Raw genomic sequence first — 16,420 nt, 5'->3', positions numbered from 1 at the left:
TATTGCAGAAGGGAAGAAGTCGTTTTACAATGCAGTATTTTCTCAAGCAAAAAACGGAACAGGCAAACTTGTGCTTGTTCCGCTTTACTCGTATTATTTAGAATTTGAATTAAGAAAAAAGAGTGCGAGTGTTCCTGGTCCTGAATGAGCACCAACGGCAGAACCAACCATTTCGATGACAAAATCTTTACAACCGAATTTATCCTGAATCATGCTTGCTAATTGCTCTGCTCTATCAAGGTCATCACCGTGACTTATTCCGATTGTCTGTTCTTTCAGATTAACCCCACGTTCCTCCATAATCTCAAGCATTCGTCCAAGAAGCTTTTTGGAGCCACGAATTTTTTCAAGTGGAATTAATTTTCCTTCTTCTACATGAAGAATCGGTTTGATCTTTAACAAGGAGCCTACAAATGCTGCTGTTTTACTAACACGTCCACCACGATATAAATATTCAAGATCATCGACAGTAAAAATATGCTCCATGTGTGTTGCATGAAAAGCTGCCCTTGTTAATACTTCATCAAGACTTGCTCCGCCTTGTGCGAGCTTTGCGGCTTCTAATACTACTAAGCCGTACCCAATTGATGCACATTTTGTATCGACTACATGGATTGGAGCGTCTGGATATGTTTCTTTTACTTCCTGTTCCATCATTTTTGCTGTTTGGTATGTACCTGATAACTCAGATGAAAAGGCCAAATACACTAAGACTTGATTTGTTTTGGCATAAGATGTAAAAATAGTCTTAAACGTTTGTGGAGATACTTGGGAAGTTTTTGCGCTTTTTCCTTCGCGCATCGCATCATATACCTTCTTAGGTGAAATGGTTTTTCCATCCTCATAATCGTTTTCATCCAAATGCACGGTAAGTGGTACCATTTCAATGTTATATTCGTTATACTGTTTTTCTGTTAAGTCACAGGCAGAATCAGCAAGAATCTTTATTGCCATACTTTCACCTTCATTTCATATATCATATTACTAACAGTTTATAGCTTGATTGCTGTTTAGTCAAAGTGTAATTAATAATATTTTCAAAAATGGAAAAATAAACTTAGGAATTTGATTCCAACAGAGGAGGCTGTCATGTTTTTAGTTGAAGCCAAGCGAATGGTTATTGTAATTTTCGGTGCCTTTTTAAATTCAATTGCCTTGAACTTCTTTTTAATTGGTGCAAATGTTTATGCAAGCGGGTTTACTGGAGCGGCACAGCTTGTTTCCAGTGTGTTTAAAGATTTTCTTGGGGTTGGAATAAGTACAGGTATTTTATTACTTTTGTTTAACATCCCAGTCGCGATTCTCGGCTGGTTGAAGGTAGGTAGAGGCTTTACGATTTACAGTGTTGTGTCTGTTATTTTTACGTCGATTTTTTTAGCGATATTACCGGTATTAACGATATCAGATGACATTTTACTTAATGCTGTATTTGGCGGTGTGATTGCTGGAACTGGTGTTGGGATAACGTTAAAGCTAGGTGCATCAACTGGTGGAATGGATATCGTAGCAATGGTCCTATCGAGAATGAAGGATAGGCCGATTGGTATCTATTTTCTTTCCTTAAATGCAATTATTATAGCATTAGCTGGAATATTGTACGAGCCTGAAAATGCATTATATACACTCGTTGCACTCTATGTTACAACACGTGTAATCGATGCAATTCATACGCGTCATGAAAAAGTTACGGCAATGATTATTACACGAAAAGCAGAAGAGTTACAGCTTGCGATTCATAAAAAAATGGTTCGTGGGATTACCATCGTTCCTGCTAAAGGAGCGTACTCTAATGAAAATAAAAATATGCTCTACTTAGTCATAACCCGTTATGAATTATATGATTTAGAAAAAATTATTAAAGAAATTGATCCGAATGCATTTACAAATATCGTCGAAACAGCAGGAATATTTGGCTTTTTTAGAAGGGAAGCATAACTATAGAAGATAGGGGAAGAGCGTATATGAGATATATTGTATTTTTACTTCTTGCTTTTAGTTTAATCGCATGTAGTAATAGTGAAAACCCGAAGAATAACGAGCAAGAATCAAATATAAAGACAGCTTCTGAAGCACAAGAACAAGAGGTTGCCGCTAATTTCCGTAATGTAGAGGTGCGGATTACGGGTGGAAAAATTGAAATGGTAGGGGAAGCTAAAGGAAAAAACATTGATTTTTTTTATGAAATGAAGCAAGGAAAAGCGGTAGTGAAAAAGGAATCACGTATTCCGTTCGATACGGAAGAGGGATGGAAGAAGTTTACAATACAACAGGATATTACGGAAGATATGAAAGAAAATGAAGATCCAGTTGTGATTATTACTGCCTATGGAAAGACGAGCTCAGGTGAAAAAGTAAATCCGAATTATATTCCAGTTGACCTGTCCTATCGATAACGGTATAAAACAACAACGTTCCGTGTCTTTCCTTCTAAGAAGGATTCCACGGAACGTTGTTTAAGCGTACAGCTTTATGTAAAGTATTAATAGCCGTGTTTTTCGAAAACTTCCATTACATTAGGAGTAAGCGTCTCCCATGCAGCATCCATATCTTTGTTTACGGTAATAAAATTTTGATAGCCAAATACATTGGCAACCCCGTCAAGCTTCATTAAGTCATTCATAATTTCATGTTCACTTGTATCACCAGGCATTACTGAAATACTATTCGTTCCTTCAAAAATTAATGTATCCGTCGTAAATTTTAGTGCATTCGGATTTGGTGTGGATTCCGCACGTACACTCATTTTTATTCCTCCTCATCTTTCATATGTACTTACATAGTAGCAGAAATTAAGGAAAGAAAAAAGGATAAGCATGAAACAAAGGATGCTCTATCTTAGAGCATCCTTTGTATGTTAGCTGCTTGCAGCAATCCCTTTTCATCCTGTATAAATGAATTGGTAATTGCCATCACAGACGGAGTGCGTTCGGGAAATTCCCAAAGGACTTACGGCAATGTGATGGAGGTTAGCTTAGTTGTTGTTGCTCAAGCTGCTGTTCTAGTTGCTGCAAATGTTGTTTTTCTTCTGGTGTACAATCATTGTACGCTGCTTGGATTGCGTTTTTAGCTGCTTGTTTATCCTGTTCATTCGCATTTCCTTGCATATTCATCATTTGCTGAACAGCATTTTTAGCTTGTTGGAATAAGTTATTGTTTTCCAATTTAAAACCCTCCTACATGATGGTCTTCTGCTTCCTCGTGCTTGCGCTCGACATCAGAAAAACGGGAACGGTAAGGAAATCGTTCTGCATGCTTTTTAACAGAATCAGATCCGTATTGAACAAATCGTCTTGATTTACTCTTTTTTCCCATCATAATCCCCCCCAGCAAAATGAACGTATTCAACGTTCTTTACTAGTATGATACGGAATAACTGGAATATTGCAGGTAAAATGAGGGAAGGGAAGCAATTAAAAATGGACTCCATTTTGTGGAAGTCCATTTTAAGAATTATATCGCTTTTTCTACATTGATTTTTAAGTATTCTTCTAGAAATTGACCGATACCATCCTGCTCATTCGTGTTTGTCACGTGCTTGGCAACCTTTTTTAGTTCATCAATGGCGTTCCCCATTGCAACACCAACACCAGCATAATCAATCATTTCTAAATCATTATCTTCATCCCCAAAAGCGATAATGCGTTCTTGAGGAATGTTATAATAATGTGCCACTTTTTTTAATCCAACTGATTTATTCATTCCTTTTTTGACGATTTCAATGATGTTCCATGGTGCTCCCCATTTACGATGCTCAATCATTTCAGCGTGATAGTCGTCTAAATGATTGCGAAGCTCAATAATATGTGATTCCTTCGGGTGAATAAGGAGAGATGTCGGATCATCATTTAGTTTGGTTTTTAAATTTCCTACCGTAAAGTTCGTGTTTGCTGATGCTTGATTAAAGATGCTAATGATTTCGTCATCATATTTGTCTATGTAAACATTATCCTGAACTTCAGCTAGAATATTTTTAACGGATAATTGATGACAGGCATCAACAATACCAAGTGCTGTTCGTTTTGGCATTGGATTATGAAGCGCGTCCCACTTTTTATCTAATGGGTGGTGGATTAATGCGCCATTAAAATTCACCATTGGTGTTTGGAGTCCGAGCTCATGATAGTAACCAATACTTGCGCGATGTGGTCTGCCAGTTGCGATAACAACGACATGTCCTTCTTTCATAGCCTGTAATACAATCTTTTTCGTGCGATCGCTTATTTGTTTTTTGTCTGTTAGAAGTGTTCCATCTAAATCTAATGCAATTAAATGTTTGTTATTTTTCATTTGTTTCACCTCGTATTATTTTAGTGTATTAGTCTTCTCTAAATAAGTAAAGAGCGAATTACTTTGATGTTTATAAAAAAAGATATTAAGATGAATAGTAGAGAGAAACTTAATGAGGAGTTGTGGCGAATGATCGGTATACAAAAATTAAACATCGGTAGCATACCTACCCTTATCATTCAGGATTATACAATGGAAGCAAATCCACTTCCTATTGTTACATACTTTCACGGTTTTACAAGTGCGAAGGAGCAAAATTTACCTTTAGCTTACATGCTTGCAGAAAAAGGATTTCGCGTCCTACTTCCAGATAGTATTCATCACGGCGAGCGTGACAATACATTATCTTCTCAACAAAGACAGCTCGCTTTTTGGAATATTGTGCTTCAAAATCTGCAGGATTTATTGCATATCAAAACATATCTCTCCAGGGAAGGACTTCTATTAGACGAGCGTTTTGGAGTAGCTGGTACGAGCATGGGAGGAATTACGACCTCGGCGGCAATGACACAGTTTCCGTGGATTAAAGCAGCAGCAGTTCTCATGGGAACCCCCCGTATTACAGCTTATGCAAAACAGCTTATGAACCACTTTACGAGCGAAGGTCCATTGCCTATGTCCGAAGAAGCAATCCAACAATTATTTAGAGAATTGGAGCGAATCGATTTATCGCTACAACAAGAAACGCTAGCAAATCGTCCGCTCTTATTTTGGCATGGTGATGCAGATAAGGTTGTTCCTTTTGATCAATCTTATAGTTTTTATCAAGAGGTAAGAGAGCAATATCCGGATCGAAAAAATGTCCGCTTTATAAAAGAAGTGAATCGAGATCATAAAGTTAGTCGTTTTGCAATGCAGGAAACAACTAAATGGTTTGAACATTTTCTGCTCCAAGATAGTAAAGCAAATCATTTAAAAAAAGCATGAAATATGTTTAAATAAGAATATATCGCGTTAGAGGAGGGAAATGCATGGAGGAAGCATTAAAAGAAAATTTAATGGGTGCGCTTGAGAACGTAATTGACCCCGAGCTTGGAATAGATATTGTTAATCTCGGTTTAATATATGATGTAGAATTGGATGCGGCCGGACTCTGTACAGTTACAATGACATTAACCGCAATGGGGTGCCCATTAGCAGGGCATATTGAATCAGATGTTAAACGAGCGCTTTCTGATATTCCAGAAGTAAAGGAAGTAGAAGTTAAAATTGTTTGGAACCCGCCATGGGGGAAAGAAAGAATGTCACGCTACGCAAAAATTGCGCTTGGAATTCCAGACTGATTTTGAAACGAACACGTATTGTTATGAAAAAGAGGGTTGGTTCATCGAATGGATCGGCCTTTTCTTTGTAAAAAAGCAGATAGAGGTAAAGAGATGGGAATGTCGCAAAATACTCTAATAAGTCAAATTGTAGGCTATAAAAACGCAGGAAAAACAACCGTCATGGTGAAATTAATCGAATATCTCTCAAAAAATCAAATAAAAATAGGGACAATTAAGCATCATGGACATGGTGGTAATCCAACACATGTATCGGGGACAGATAGCCATTCACATATGCTTGCAGGAGCTAAGGTGAGTACAGTGCAAGGAGAAAGCCTTTTGCAATTAAACGCTGAGGCTTCCTTTTCTTTGGAAGAGATTATTGCTTTATATCGTTCCTTTTCATTCGATTTATTGTTAGTGGAAGGCTATAAACAAGCGCATTATCCTAAAATCGTTTTAATTCGAAATGAGGAAGATTTAGAATTGCTAAGCACACTATCAAATATCGTTGCTGTTGGCTTGCATGCTAACGTCGTTTGTCAGGAACATGACTATTATACATTTGCCTTATCAGAATTAGACGATCACATCCCAATATTGGCAGAATTATGTTTGAGAAAGAGGTAGCTATGGACAAAAATTATTGGATTACAACGGACCCAATTGATGTACAGGCAGCAATAAATCAAGTAGTTCGTCCTGAAGCAGGAGCGATTAGTACATTTATCGGTACAGTAAGAGAATTTACGAAAGATAAGCGAACTTTATACTTAGAATATCAAGCATATGCATCAATGGCAGAAAAAAAGATGCTGCAAATTGGTACCGAAATTGAAGCAAAGTGGAAAGATACACAAACAGCTATTGTTCATCGCATTGGTCGATTAGATATTTCAGATGTAGCTGTTGTTATTGCTGTTTCTACACCGCATCGTAATGATGCATTCGAAGCAAGTCGATATGCTATCGAACGGATCAAAGAAATTGTCCCAATTTGGAAAAAAGAGCATTGGGAGGACGGTACTTCATGGATAGGAGATCAGAAAGAACAAATATCTTATGAGAAGAAGATACCTTCTAAGGAGGAAATGAACAATGGTTGATCTATTATTTTTTGCGGAGCTTCAAGAATCTGTCGGAAAAGAGAAAATCTCGGTAGAAGCAGCGGGGATGACTGTTCAAGAATTGAAAAATACATATCTAAGGAAGTATGATATTCAAAACACGGAAAATGTCATGGTCGCGATCAATGAAGAATATGTGACAGACAATTCCATCTTAGTAGATGGGGATGTTGTCGCATTTATTCCTCCAGTGAGTGGTGGCTAATGGCATCTATTTAACGGTGTATTTAACATAATAAAAACTCTAACTTTGGTACCAGCAAAGTTAGAGTTTTTAGTTAGCTTTCTGTTGAAGTATTTGTATTTCCGTAGCCTAAAAATGCTTTTCCAAGCACAAGCATACTTCCAAATGCAAATATCGTTATCCATAAGGACGGTGTTACGATATGCTGCCCTGCTGTGGCTTGAACGCCAAAATACGTTAATGCTATGATGCTCGTTAGCCAAAAAGCAAAGGATAAGATTGCATCAAAACGTTTTACTCCACTCCACTTTTTCGTTACAAAGTAAAGACATGCCATTAAAAAGTATGAGAATAACGATATAATTGTAATTGATCCAAGAAGTCCCATCTTCCATACCCCCATGTTTATGTTTAAAAAGTGATTAAAAAACTCTAGAAATAATAGTGCTAATAATTGATTCATCTTTATTATAAGAAATGTTCACAAATCTGTAAAGAAATATTAACGATTTAGACACAATTTAAGAAGGAAAAGAAAATCCACCCACTAGGATAGGGGTGGAAAAGCTTAAAAGCATTACATGAAAAGTAGTACCAGCACACCGACAATGAAACAATAAAAAGCAAAATATTTAAGGTTTCCTTTTGCCATGATATTTATAAACCATTTTAACGCAAAGTAAGAAGCGATGATGGAAGCAATGAATGCAAGTAAATAAGGAATCATTAGTGCATCAATGTTCGGATCGTTCACAATATCTCCGATTGATAAAATACCAACACCTAAGCTTACTGGAATATATAATAAAAACGAGAAACGGAGAGCTGTTTCTTGCTTCATTCCAAGCAACATCGCCGCTACGATAGTTGCACCAGATCGACTTATACCTGGAATTAATGCAACAGATTGAGCCAACCCAACTATGAGAGCATCTTTAATGGTAATGTCACCATCATTTTTTCTACCACGTAAATTACGAATAATCCACAAAGCAAGTCCTGTAATGAGTAATGTAATACCAACAGTAGATGCTTTACTAAGATCGCCTATTTTATCCTCAAATAAAATACCAATAATGCCTGTCGGTATCGTTGCTATTACTAATAATAGGATAAAATGAAAATCTCCTTTTGCTTGTTCTTCTCTTGATATAAGATACCTAAACCCATTTTGTATTAATCGGATAATATCGTTCCGATAGATGAGCAGAACAGCAATTAGCGAACCAAAATTAACTAGAATCTCAAAGGAAAGTCCTTTAATATCGAGCATGAATAACTCACGCAAAATAACGAGATGTCCACTTGATGAAATCGGGATTGGTTCGGTAAAACCTTGGATAAGTCCGAGTACAACATATTTAATTATCAACCATAATTCATTTGCTATTTCCATAAAAAAGTAACCTCCTGTTTACATTCTAAAAAGAAAAGATTGAAATATGCGTGCAAGCAGTATTTTGAACAATGTATAAATTGATCACAGCTTCCTCATTTCATCCGTCACCACCATTTGGGCGTTTGAATATCCTAAATGGTGAGGAGGGGTATCATATGAGACATGATCAAAAAAATATATATAAATTGTGTAAGGAGCATATGCATTCCTACGTACTTGTCGAACTGCATGATGGATCGACGTTTGACGGAATAGTAACTGGCTTGGACGAAGAGTATGCTTACTTTGCTGTGCCAATTTCGTATAATGAAACCGATTCACCAATGGTCTCAGCTGAAGAAAGTCGTTTTCTCGGCTATGGCTATCCTGGATTTGGTTTTGGGTACCCAGGCTTTTATGGTCCATTCGGTTATGGAGGCTATGGCTTTTACCCACGGCGTTTTAGACGATTAATATTACCACTCGCAGCAATCGTAGCGCTTAGTGCATTACCTTGGTATTAACGGAAAAGTAGCTCGTTATGTTATTTCTACGGGAAACCGAACATGCCAAGTAAAAAGGAATGCCAGTATGAATGAAAAACCCTTGCCGTTCATCCCAAGAAGGCAAGGGTTTTCCGTGCATACTTTATGTAAAGCGGTAAAACCGATAGCATATCGGTTCTATTAGTTGCTCTTTTCTTCGCGTAGTACACCTTCACCAAGAATAAAAATGAAGATCGCGAAAATTGCGCCTAAAATAAGCGTGTCTTTTAAAACAAATGGGTTTGCAGCCATACTGGAAAGTACATAGGATAACACGCCACTAATTAACATTGCCCAAATTATTGTCCATATATAACGCATAGGATACACCTCGATTTTCATATTAAAATAATTTAATGAAACGTATATATTCATTTATGCACATGATTCTCATTAATTTTATCAAATGAGTGGAGAAATGAAAAGCATTTCTTCTGAATAAAATTGTTATATGACTTTAAAATAAGGGGGATTTTCATGACAACCTTGGTTATGAATTGCTTTCATTGGATAGGATATCACATTGTAGATCATTTACTCCAACAAGGTGAAAAAGTGTATGGATTCGACCATGTTGATACGGATCAAAAAGATCATTTATCAATGTTTTTTGGTAGAAATGATCAATTTACGTTTTGCAAAACGATAGATGAAAAGCGATATGATGATATTTTTATCATTGAACAACAAAATGAACATCCATTACCAAGTTCGCATAGAGCCGTACGCATTGGAACTAGGGAAATGAAGCAGCTAGATGATCAAATGATAGATATTCATATTCCGTATCTTGTTGGAGAATGGATGCCAATGGCAAATGATGGTGTACGTATAGGAGGAGAATGGATACCCTTCAAGTCCAACCTTTTCATTCAAGAAGCAATATATGTTAAGGATTTCATTCCGATTATGTTACAATGGAAAAATCATACGTTTTTGGAACCAGCACTAACTGTAAGATCTCAACATAGTAAGGATCAAAATAAAAAGCTTGAAAATTCTATCAGTATTCGTGACAATAGACCTAATAATACCATCGTGCGTATTTTAAAGGAGCATTATGAACGTCATTCATGGTATTATCTTCTTTAAGAAGAGATAAGAAAGGCAGCAGTGGAGCCTTATCATGACAAATGACCTGACCTCAAAGAATAGCTAAATGATTGGAGTGCCTACATTGAAACGATTTATTCTCATTCAATTAATTATGATTTCACTTTTAATAGTAGCTGGCTGTGGCGATATGGCACACCAAGGCAATCTAGAGAAAGTCGGGATGCTAGTGGAAGGAACGATTAAGGAGAAATCATGGGATACAAAGGGCTATGAAGGACTGCAACATATTAAGGACTCCTTTGATGTAGACGTTTTTTATAAAGAAAATGTAAAAACGGAGCAAGATGTGCTTGATGCGGTAGATGAATTCGCACACAAAGGAGTCAACTTAATTTTTGGTCATAGTAGCAGCTTTGGTAAATATTTCGTTGATATTTCAGAGCTCTATCCAGATGTTCACTTTGTGTATTTTAATGGTTCTTATTCGAGTAACAATGTAACAAGCTTTAATTTTAACGGACATGTCATGGGTTTTTTTGCTGGGATGGTTGCTGGAAAAATGACCCTAACCGATCAAGTCGGTATTATTGCAGCATATGAGTGGCAGCCTGAAGTAGAGGGGTTTTATGAAGGGGTAAAATTTCAAAATCCATCAGCTAATGTGTTAATTGATTATGTTCATGATTGGAATGAAACAGAAAAGGCTGTTGATATGTATGAAGAGATGAAAAAGAAACGAGCCGACGTTTTTTATCCAGTTGGAGATGCGTTCAGTAAAAAAATACTGGAGCTTGCAGCTAATGATTATTTATATGCGATTGGATATGTGATGGATCAATCCAATGTTGATCCTGATGCGGTATTGACAAGTACGGTACAGCATGTGGATATGTTGTATAGCTTAGCAGCTGAAAAATTTAATAAGAGTAAGCTAAAGGGAAAGGTTTATTCCTTTGATTTTAAAAACAATATTATCTCACTCTCTCCATTTAGCCGAATTGTTCCCGAGTCTTTTCAGTTAACGTTAAACAAGGCAATTGACGAATATAAGGAAACGGGACTTTTACCAAATCAATACGCGGATCAGCAATAAGGAAAAAAGCGTTTTTAGCGAACTACTTGCTAGAAAATCTTTTTTGCATTAAAATTAGTACCAAGTCATAACATTTGATAATAACATTATGTGTAAGGGGATGGATTTATGGGCGTTGGCGTAATTGGAACAGGTCATTATGCTCCACCAAAAATCGTTACAAATAAAGATTTGGAAAAAATAGTAGATACAAGCGATGAGTGGATTCGCACGCGTACTGGAATAGAGGAAAGAAGAATTGCTGCTGATGATGTTGATACATCGGATATGGCGTATTTTGCAGCGCAAAAAGCGCTGGAGGATGCGAATATCCAGGCAGAGGATATTGATTTAATTTTAGTAGCGACTGTTACACCTGATACACCATTTCCATCTGTTGCTTGTGTGCTGCAAGAAAAGCTTGGTGCAGTAAAAGCGGCAGGAATGGATGTAAGTGCTGCTTGTGCAGGCTTTATGTATGGAATGATTACTGGAAAGCAATTTATTGAAACCGGAACGTATAAGCATATATTGGTAGTGGGTGTTGAGAAGCTATCGAAAATTACTGATTGGACGGATCGTAACACGTGTGTATTATTTGGTGACGGCGCCGGTGCTGTCGTGCTAGGTGAAGTATCAGAAGGTAAAGGTATACTATCCTTTGAGCTAGGAGCAGATGGTACTGGTGGAAAGCATTTGTATGAGGATGATCAAAAGCATATTATTATGAATGGTAGAGAAGTATTTAAGTTCGCTGTTCGACAAATGCCAGAGTCCTCGGTTAATGTCATTGAGAAGATAGGTTATAATAAAGAAGATGTAGATTATTTGATTCCGCACCAAGCAAATATTCGAATTATGAATGCTGCACGCGAGCGATTAGGGATTGCAGAGGATAAGATGGCAACAACAATTAAAAAGTATGGAAATAATTCTTCAGCGTCCATTCCTATGGCTTTATCAGAAAGCGTTCAGAACGGTAAAATAAAAGACAATGACCTCATCGTCCTCGTAGGCTTTGGCGGCGGATTAACGTGGGGTGCAGTTGCAATTCGCTGGGGACGATAATAGCGATAATAGAAAAAGAACCATGCATGATAGGAGGGTAAAAATTGGAGAATAGAAGGGTAGTCATCACAGGGGTTGGAGCGATTACTCCACTTGGTAATGATGTACAAACGATGTGGGATAGCTTGATAGCAGGCAAGTCAGGGGTTGACTTTGTCACACATGTGAATAAGGATGAATTTCCTGCAAAAGTAGCTGCAGAGGTAAAGGATTTTGATGCAGCAAAATATATGGATAAAAAAGATGCACGTAAAATGGACCTATTTACACAGTTTGCTGTTGCTGCAGCAAAAATGGCTGTTGAGGATGCAAAGCTTGTTATTGATGAAAGCAATGCAGAACGAGTTGGAGTTTGGATCGGTTCAGGAATTGGTGGTATGCAAACGTATGAAGATCAATTTCGAAAGTTTTTAGAGAAGGGGCATCGTCGTGTGAGCCCGTTCTTTGTGCCTATGATGATTCCAGATATGGCGGCAGGTCAAGTTTCGATTCAATTAGGAGCTAAAGGAATTAATTCTTGTTCAGTAACAGCTTGTGCTTCTGGAGCGAACTCTATTGGTGACGCATTTAAAGCTGTGCAACGTGGACAGGTCGATTATATGATTGCTGGTGGAGCAGAAGCACCAATTACAAATATGTCGTTTGCTGGCTTCTCATCCATGAAGGCTCTGACATTTAACGAGGACCCAACAAAAGCAAGTCGTCCTTTTGATAAGCATCGAGACGGGTTTGTAATGGGGGAAGGTGCTGGTCTTCTGGTACTAGAAACATTAGATTCTGCTTTAGCGCGTGGGGCTAACATTTATGCTGAAATTGTAGGCTATGGTGCTACAGGGGATGCATATCATATTACTGCTCCTGCAGAAAGTGGAGAAGGCGCAGCAAGAGCGATGAAGCAAGCACTGGAGGACGCACAAGTTAATCCAGAAAGTGTGGACTACGTTAATGCGCATGGGACAAGTACAGATTTGAATGATAAGTATGAAACAGCAGCAATACGCGATGTTTTTAAAGATCATGCAGATCAATTAGCTGTTTCTTCTACGAAGTCAATGACAGGGCATTTGCTAGGAGCTGCTGGTGGGGTGGAAGCAGTAATCTCTGTTAAAACAATTGAAAATGGAATGATTCCACCGACAATTAATTATGAGACACCTGACCCTGAATGTGATTTAGATTATGTTCCAAATGAAGCAAGAAAGCAAGCTGTTCGCTTTGTAATGAGTAACTCATTAGGGTTTGGCGGTCACAATGTTTCCTTATTGTTTAAGAAATATGAATAATAGTGTTTTATTATGTTGAAAAGGGCTGTTCCATAAGTCATAAAAGATTTATGGACGCCTTTTTTTCGTGTGAAAAATAGTGCTTTCCTATCGAGTTGCTTTCTATAAAGGATTGCCTTGCATGAATGCTTGTTCGCTTGCATAAAATGGTATAAAGCATTGGACAAGCGTGGGCGGTGGTATGGTGGGAATAATTTTTATTTTTTTACTCGGATTTGGGCTCGCTGTTTCTGGCGGTGTAACCTTAATTGCCTATATGAATTTCTTGCCAGCAGGCGTGTCATGGACCGAATATTTTATTTATATAAGCGGTCAGTTGGAATGTTATTTTCTTCCCATTGGTATCGTAATTATGACAATTGCTATCTTTCAATTTCCGACCAAACCTTAACATCCAATCGAATATTTTTTGTTTTAGTTGGTCATAATGATGGTAAGGTACACGTTCAAAATGTACCAGTTTTGGAAAAACTCATGTAGCTGCTTCGCCATTATGACTGTCTCTGAAACAATTTTGATTGAAGTGAGGGTTGACTATGTTATATTTGCATGATGTTTGGGTGAATTGGTTTGAGGGAGAAGAAAATGGATATAGTGTTTGCTATTTTCACGAATGGCGAAAAGAAGATAAAATTGAGTTGTTAGACCAGGTTCCGCTCGTATACATAAGTAAACCACTGTTTCATTTTATTGAAAATGATATGCATGATCTGCCTAAAGCATTGCTTGATATGATTTATAAGCGTGCATATATGCGTAAAGGGCATGAACGATCTGTATTAGATTATGCATGTGTCGTAACAGACGGCACTGATATGCTTGCTTTTGATACAATTGGTTATCAAATTCCAATCCGGAAAAGTAGGTTGATACCAAGACAGGAACAGCTTGTATACGATATGATTGAAAATACTAAACCACAGCATTTTAGTTTTGATGAGACGGCATACAAAAAAGAATACCATATGCTATCGATGCCACCTGAGCTTGTATATGGATTGACGAGGCGGGAAAGACAGCTTAAGCAGCTTTTAATGATGGCGTTGGATCAGCTACATACATCAAATAACATTAATGAGCTTCGTTATTGGTTAACCGAATGGGACCCAAAGCAATATCCGGCCATTCGTTATATGAACGAGGAAAAGGTATGGGAAGCGCTATATGAAGGAGTGAATTATGGTTGGACAGACGCCCATGAGGATTTATGTGAAAAGCTGATAAAAGGTCAGCCTTTCCTTGAAAAACTGTGGGAGTTCGAGCATGCATATCATCCATCAAAGCAAAAATCAAAAAACCAGTGAAGGATATTTATCCTTCGCTGGTTTTTTTCGGGGCCGATATCTAACCGACTCCATGACTATTTTTTACGAACTCTTCCAAGTCCCATTGCCTTTTTCGCTTTTTGTAGCATTTTGTTCGCTGTAAACGATGCTTTTTCTGCGCCTTGATCAAGAATCAAATCTAATTCATCCGAATCGATAAGCTGATGGTATCGTTGTTGAATTGGTTCAAGCAACTGAATAACAGCATTTGCCACATCCTGTTTAAATTGACCGTAGCCAACACCTGTATATTTCTTTTCTAATGCTTCGATTGATTCTCCTGTGCAGCTTGAATAAATGGTTAACAGGTTAGAAATACCCGGTTTGTTTTCTTTATCAAATGCGACGATGCCTTCTGAATCGGTGACTGCACTTTTTATTTTCTTTTCAATTTTCTTCGGCTCATCCAGCATCGAAATAAATCCCTTTTCATTTTCATCGGATTTACTCATTTTTTTCGTAGGCTCTTGAAGTGACATGATACGAGCGCCGACCTTTGGAATCTTTATTTCAGGAATGGTGAATATATCATTGTATCGATTATTGAAGCGTTGTGCTACATCACGTGTTAATTCAAGATGCTGCGTTTGATCTTCGCCTACTGGAACGATATCTGTTTGATATAACAAAATATCTGCCGCCATAAGGGATGGGTACGTGAATAAAGCTGCAGATACAGCCGCTTTTCCATCTGATTTTTCCTTGAATTGTGTCATGCGTTCCAATTCGCCGATATAGCTCTGCGATTGCAAGATCCAACCGAGCTGCGTATGAGCAGAAACTTCCGATTGAATAAATAAAGTAGATTTGTGTGGATCAATGCCTGCTGCTAAATAAAGCGCGGCTAAAGAACGAATATTATTTCTAAGCTTTAGTCGATCTTGTGGTACTGTAATTGCGTGCTCATCAACGATGCAGAAATAGCATTGGTGATCATCCTGTAGCGTTACAAATTGTTTCATTGCACCTAAGTAGTTACCAAGTGTAAGTGTACCACTAGGTTGAATTCCAGAAAAAATCGTCTTCACTAGATATCACTCCCATATTTTTTTAAGCATAAAAAAATCCATTCTTCCCCTAAAAAGAAGGGACGAATGAACCGCGGTGCCACCCTATTTATTTTGCATATGCAAAATCACTTAATCCGTTCGATAGCTCGAAAGTCCAATTCCAATTCACCTTGATGCTTGTTTTCACCAGCCACAAGCTCTCTAAAAATCAGGGGGTAATTGTACTCTACCTTTGTCATCGCTAGAAATATGAATTTTAAAATATTATATATATGTTTTAGTTAAAATGCAAGTGAGGTATTTTTGCTTTACTCGTTTTCTGACATAATACGCTCAACAACACGATGCTTATCCCTAATTTTTATGTGATAACTTGGATATGAGAAAAACCATCTTTATAACGAACCTAAATGATTTTTGACACACATATTAGTGATTGCTAATATATTGTTAACATATTCGTTTCGAGTAATATAAGGAGCGTGTCGTTTGGTGGAAAAAGTTGATATCGATATTAAAATGAAATTTTTGCACGGGTTTTCAAATAAAACCAGAATTCAAATCCTTGAAAGTATTAAAACGGAAGAAAAAACAGTTACTCAAATTGTTGATGATTTAAATGGAAATCAGTCCAATATCTCGCAACATTTAGCTTGCTTAAAAGGGTGTAGGCTTATTGTCGGAAGGCAGGATGGAAAATATGTATATTACCGTGTACGTAATCAACTCGTACGTGATTTGTTAACTAATTTTGATGTAGTGCTTGAAGATATTCAAAATGATATTGCTTGTTGTAATAGCCATATCTATCAATAGAGGT

The 16,420-nt window shown here is 37.4% G+C and carries 24 protein-coding genes and 1 other annotated feature; of the genes, 15 read left to right on the top strand and 9 right to left on the bottom strand.

Annotation, left to right across the window (positions count from 1 at the left end; genetic code table 11):
• Window positions 1-93 precede the first annotated feature (93 nt).
• A complete protein-coding gene (locus QBK89_RS02600; protein WP_284139449.1) occupies window positions 94-954 on the bottom strand; it encodes a DegV family protein in 861 nt (286 codons plus the stop codon).
• 135 nt (window positions 955-1,089) lie between these two features.
• Here QBK89_RS02600 and QBK89_RS02595 point away from each other — a divergent pair, with 135 nt between their 5' ends.
• Window positions 1,090-1,935: a YitT family protein gene (locus tag QBK89_RS02595; protein ID WP_284139448.1), complete on the top strand. Its 846-nt coding sequence runs from the start codon at window positions 1,090-1,092 to the stop codon at window positions 1,933-1,935.
• Between the two features lie 26 nt (window positions 1,936-1,961).
• The gene (locus QBK89_RS02590) at window positions 1,962-2,393 is read left to right on the top strand and encodes a hypothetical protein (protein WP_284139447.1); all 432 of its coding nucleotides are present in this window, start codon (window positions 1,962-1,964) and stop codon (window positions 2,391-2,393) included.
• A gap of 86 nt (window positions 2,394-2,479) precedes the next feature.
• Here QBK89_RS02590 and QBK89_RS02585 read toward each other — a convergent pair whose 3' ends face one another.
• The 4 genes from QBK89_RS02585 to QBK89_RS02570 all read right to left on the bottom strand — a co-directional run bounded on the left by QBK89_RS02585 (window position 2,480) and on the right by QBK89_RS02570 (window position 4,287).
• Entirely contained in the window at window positions 2,480-2,743 is a 264-nt protein-coding gene (locus tag QBK89_RS02585; RefSeq protein ID WP_284139446.1) for a NifU N-terminal domain-containing protein, read from the bottom strand.
• 223 nt (window positions 2,744-2,966) lie between these two features.
• Window positions 2,967-3,161, bottom strand: coding sequence for a DUF3813 domain-containing protein (locus tag QBK89_RS02580; RefSeq protein ID WP_284139445.1), 195 nt, complete (start codon window positions 3,159-3,161; stop codon window positions 2,967-2,969).
• 1 nt (window position 3,162) lies between these two features.
• Entirely contained in the window at window positions 3,163-3,315 is a 153-nt protein-coding gene (locus QBK89_RS02575) for a hypothetical protein (RefSeq protein WP_284139654.1), read from the bottom strand.
• A gap of 135 nt (window positions 3,316-3,450) precedes the next feature.
• A complete protein-coding gene (locus QBK89_RS02570) occupies window positions 3,451-4,287 on the bottom strand; it encodes a Cof-type HAD-IIB family hydrolase (RefSeq protein WP_284139444.1) in 837 nt (278 codons plus the stop codon).
• A 129-nt stretch (window positions 4,288-4,416) separates the two neighbouring features.
• Between QBK89_RS02570 and QBK89_RS02565 the strand changes: the two genes are divergently transcribed.
• The 5 genes from QBK89_RS02565 to moaD are packed head-to-tail and all read left to right on the top strand — an operon-like array spanning window position 4,417 to window position 6,884.
• On the top strand, window positions 4,417-5,214 hold the full coding sequence (locus QBK89_RS02565; RefSeq protein WP_284139443.1) for a prolyl oligopeptidase family serine peptidase: 798 nt from the start codon (window positions 4,417-4,419) through the stop codon (window positions 5,212-5,214).
• Between the two features lie 44 nt (window positions 5,215-5,258).
• Window positions 5,259-5,570 carry a metal-sulfur cluster assembly factor gene (locus QBK89_RS02560; RefSeq protein WP_284139442.1) on the top strand — a complete coding sequence of 104 codons (312 nt, stop codon included), beginning with the start codon at window positions 5,259-5,261 and terminating at the stop codon, window positions 5,568-5,570.
• A gap of 48 nt (window positions 5,571-5,618) precedes the next feature.
• Window positions 5,619-6,182, top strand: coding sequence for a molybdopterin-guanine dinucleotide biosynthesis protein B (gene mobB / locus QBK89_RS02555; protein ID WP_284139441.1), 564 nt, complete (start codon window positions 5,619-5,621; stop codon window positions 6,180-6,182).
• Between the two features lie 2 nt (window positions 6,183-6,184).
• Complete coding sequence (locus QBK89_RS02550; RefSeq protein ID WP_284139440.1) at window positions 6,185-6,658, top strand: molybdenum cofactor biosynthesis protein MoaE; 474 nt, start codon at window positions 6,185-6,187, stop codon at window positions 6,656-6,658.
• Window positions 6,651-6,884 (top strand): molybdopterin converting factor subunit 1, encoded by a 234-nt coding sequence (gene moaD, locus QBK89_RS02545; protein WP_284139439.1) that lies wholly within the window; start codon window positions 6,651-6,653, stop codon window positions 6,882-6,884. The genes QBK89_RS02550 and moaD overlap by 8 nt, the downstream gene beginning before the upstream one ends.
• A 73-nt stretch (window positions 6,885-6,957) precedes the next feature.
• On the opposite strand, the gene QBK89_RS02540 is transcribed toward moaD, so the two are convergent.
• Together QBK89_RS02540 and QBK89_RS02535 are read right to left on the bottom strand one after the other, a co-directional pair.
• Window positions 6,958-7,251 carry a hypothetical protein gene (locus QBK89_RS02540; RefSeq protein ID WP_284139438.1) on the bottom strand — a complete coding sequence of 98 codons (294 nt, stop codon included), beginning with the start codon at window positions 7,249-7,251 and terminating at the stop codon, window positions 6,958-6,960.
• Between the two features lie 189 nt (window positions 7,252-7,440).
• Window positions 7,441-8,259 carry an undecaprenyl-diphosphate phosphatase gene (locus QBK89_RS02535; protein ID WP_284139437.1) on the bottom strand — a complete coding sequence of 273 codons (819 nt, stop codon included), beginning with the start codon at window positions 8,257-8,259 and terminating at the stop codon, window positions 7,441-7,443.
• A 158-nt stretch (window positions 8,260-8,417) separates the two neighbouring features.
• Between QBK89_RS02535 and QBK89_RS02530 the strand changes: the two genes are divergently transcribed.
• Complete coding sequence (locus tag QBK89_RS02530; protein WP_284139436.1) at window positions 8,418-8,765, top strand: hypothetical protein; 348 nt, start codon at window positions 8,418-8,420, stop codon at window positions 8,763-8,765.
• Between the two features lie 162 nt (window positions 8,766-8,927).
• Here the strand turns inward: QBK89_RS02530 and QBK89_RS02525 are convergent, their stop codons facing one another.
• A complete protein-coding gene (locus tag QBK89_RS02525; RefSeq protein WP_284139435.1) occupies window positions 8,928-9,107 on the bottom strand; it encodes a YjzD family protein in 180 nt (59 codons plus the stop codon).
• Window positions 9,108-9,263: 156 nt separating this feature from the next.
• Here QBK89_RS02525 and QBK89_RS02520 point away from each other — a divergent pair, with 156 nt between their 5' ends.
• The 6 genes from QBK89_RS02520 to QBK89_RS02495 all read left to right on the top strand — a co-directional run bounded on the left by QBK89_RS02520 (window position 9,264) and on the right by QBK89_RS02495 (window position 14,569).
• The gene (locus QBK89_RS02520; RefSeq protein ID WP_284139434.1) at window positions 9,264-9,878 is read left to right on the top strand and encodes a hypothetical protein; all 615 of its coding nucleotides are present in this window, start codon (window positions 9,264-9,266) and stop codon (window positions 9,876-9,878) included.
• Between the two features lie 76 nt (window positions 9,879-9,954).
• Window positions 9,955-10,935 carry a BMP family ABC transporter substrate-binding protein gene (locus QBK89_RS02515; RefSeq protein WP_443089745.1) on the top strand — a complete coding sequence of 327 codons (981 nt, stop codon included), beginning with the start codon at window positions 9,955-9,957 and terminating at the stop codon, window positions 10,933-10,935.
• Window positions 10,936-11,043: 108 nt separating this feature from the next.
• On the top strand, window positions 11,044-11,982 hold the full coding sequence (locus tag QBK89_RS02510) for a beta-ketoacyl-ACP synthase III (RefSeq protein ID WP_284139432.1): 939 nt from the start codon (window positions 11,044-11,046) through the stop codon (window positions 11,980-11,982).
• 44 nt (window positions 11,983-12,026) lie between these two features.
• Window positions 12,027-13,265, top strand: coding sequence for a beta-ketoacyl-ACP synthase II (gene fabF, locus QBK89_RS02505; RefSeq protein ID WP_284139431.1), 1,239 nt, complete (start codon window positions 12,027-12,029; stop codon window positions 13,263-13,265).
• Window positions 13,266-13,446: 181 nt separating this feature from the next.
• Entirely contained in the window at window positions 13,447-13,656 is a 210-nt protein-coding gene (locus tag QBK89_RS02500) for a YuzI family membrane protein (protein WP_443089742.1), read from the top strand.
• 145 nt (window positions 13,657-13,801) lie between these two features.
• The gene (locus tag QBK89_RS02495; RefSeq protein ID WP_284139430.1) at window positions 13,802-14,569 is read left to right on the top strand and encodes a YjbA family protein; all 768 of its coding nucleotides are present in this window, start codon (window positions 13,802-13,804) and stop codon (window positions 14,567-14,569) included.
• Window positions 14,570-14,625: 56 nt separating this feature from the next.
• On the opposite strand, the gene trpS is transcribed toward QBK89_RS02495, so the two are convergent.
• The gene (gene trpS / locus QBK89_RS02490; RefSeq protein ID WP_284139429.1) at window positions 14,626-15,618 is read right to left on the bottom strand and encodes a tryptophan--tRNA ligase; all 993 of its coding nucleotides are present in this window, start codon (window positions 15,616-15,618) and stop codon (window positions 14,626-14,628) included.
• Between the two features lie 55 nt (window positions 15,619-15,673).
• Window positions 15,674-15,848, bottom strand: a binding site (T-box leader).
• 271 nt (window positions 15,849-16,119) lie between these two features.
• On the opposite strand from trpS, the gene QBK89_RS02485 reads away from it, so the two are divergent.
• Window positions 16,120-16,416, top strand: a complete 297-nt coding sequence (locus tag QBK89_RS02485; protein WP_443089744.1) for an ArsR/SmtB family transcription factor — start codon at window positions 16,120-16,122, stop codon at window positions 16,414-16,416.
• The last annotated feature ends 4 nt before the right edge of the window (window positions 16,417-16,420 follow it).

This window comes from Virgibacillus sp. LDC-1 (genome assembly GCF_030137545.1).
Taxonomy (GTDB): Bacteria; Bacillota; Bacilli; order Bacillales; family Amphibacillaceae; genus LDC-1.
The sequence above is the reverse complement of the archived record's forward strand: the minus strand, read 5'-3'. Positions and strand labels throughout refer to the sequence as shown.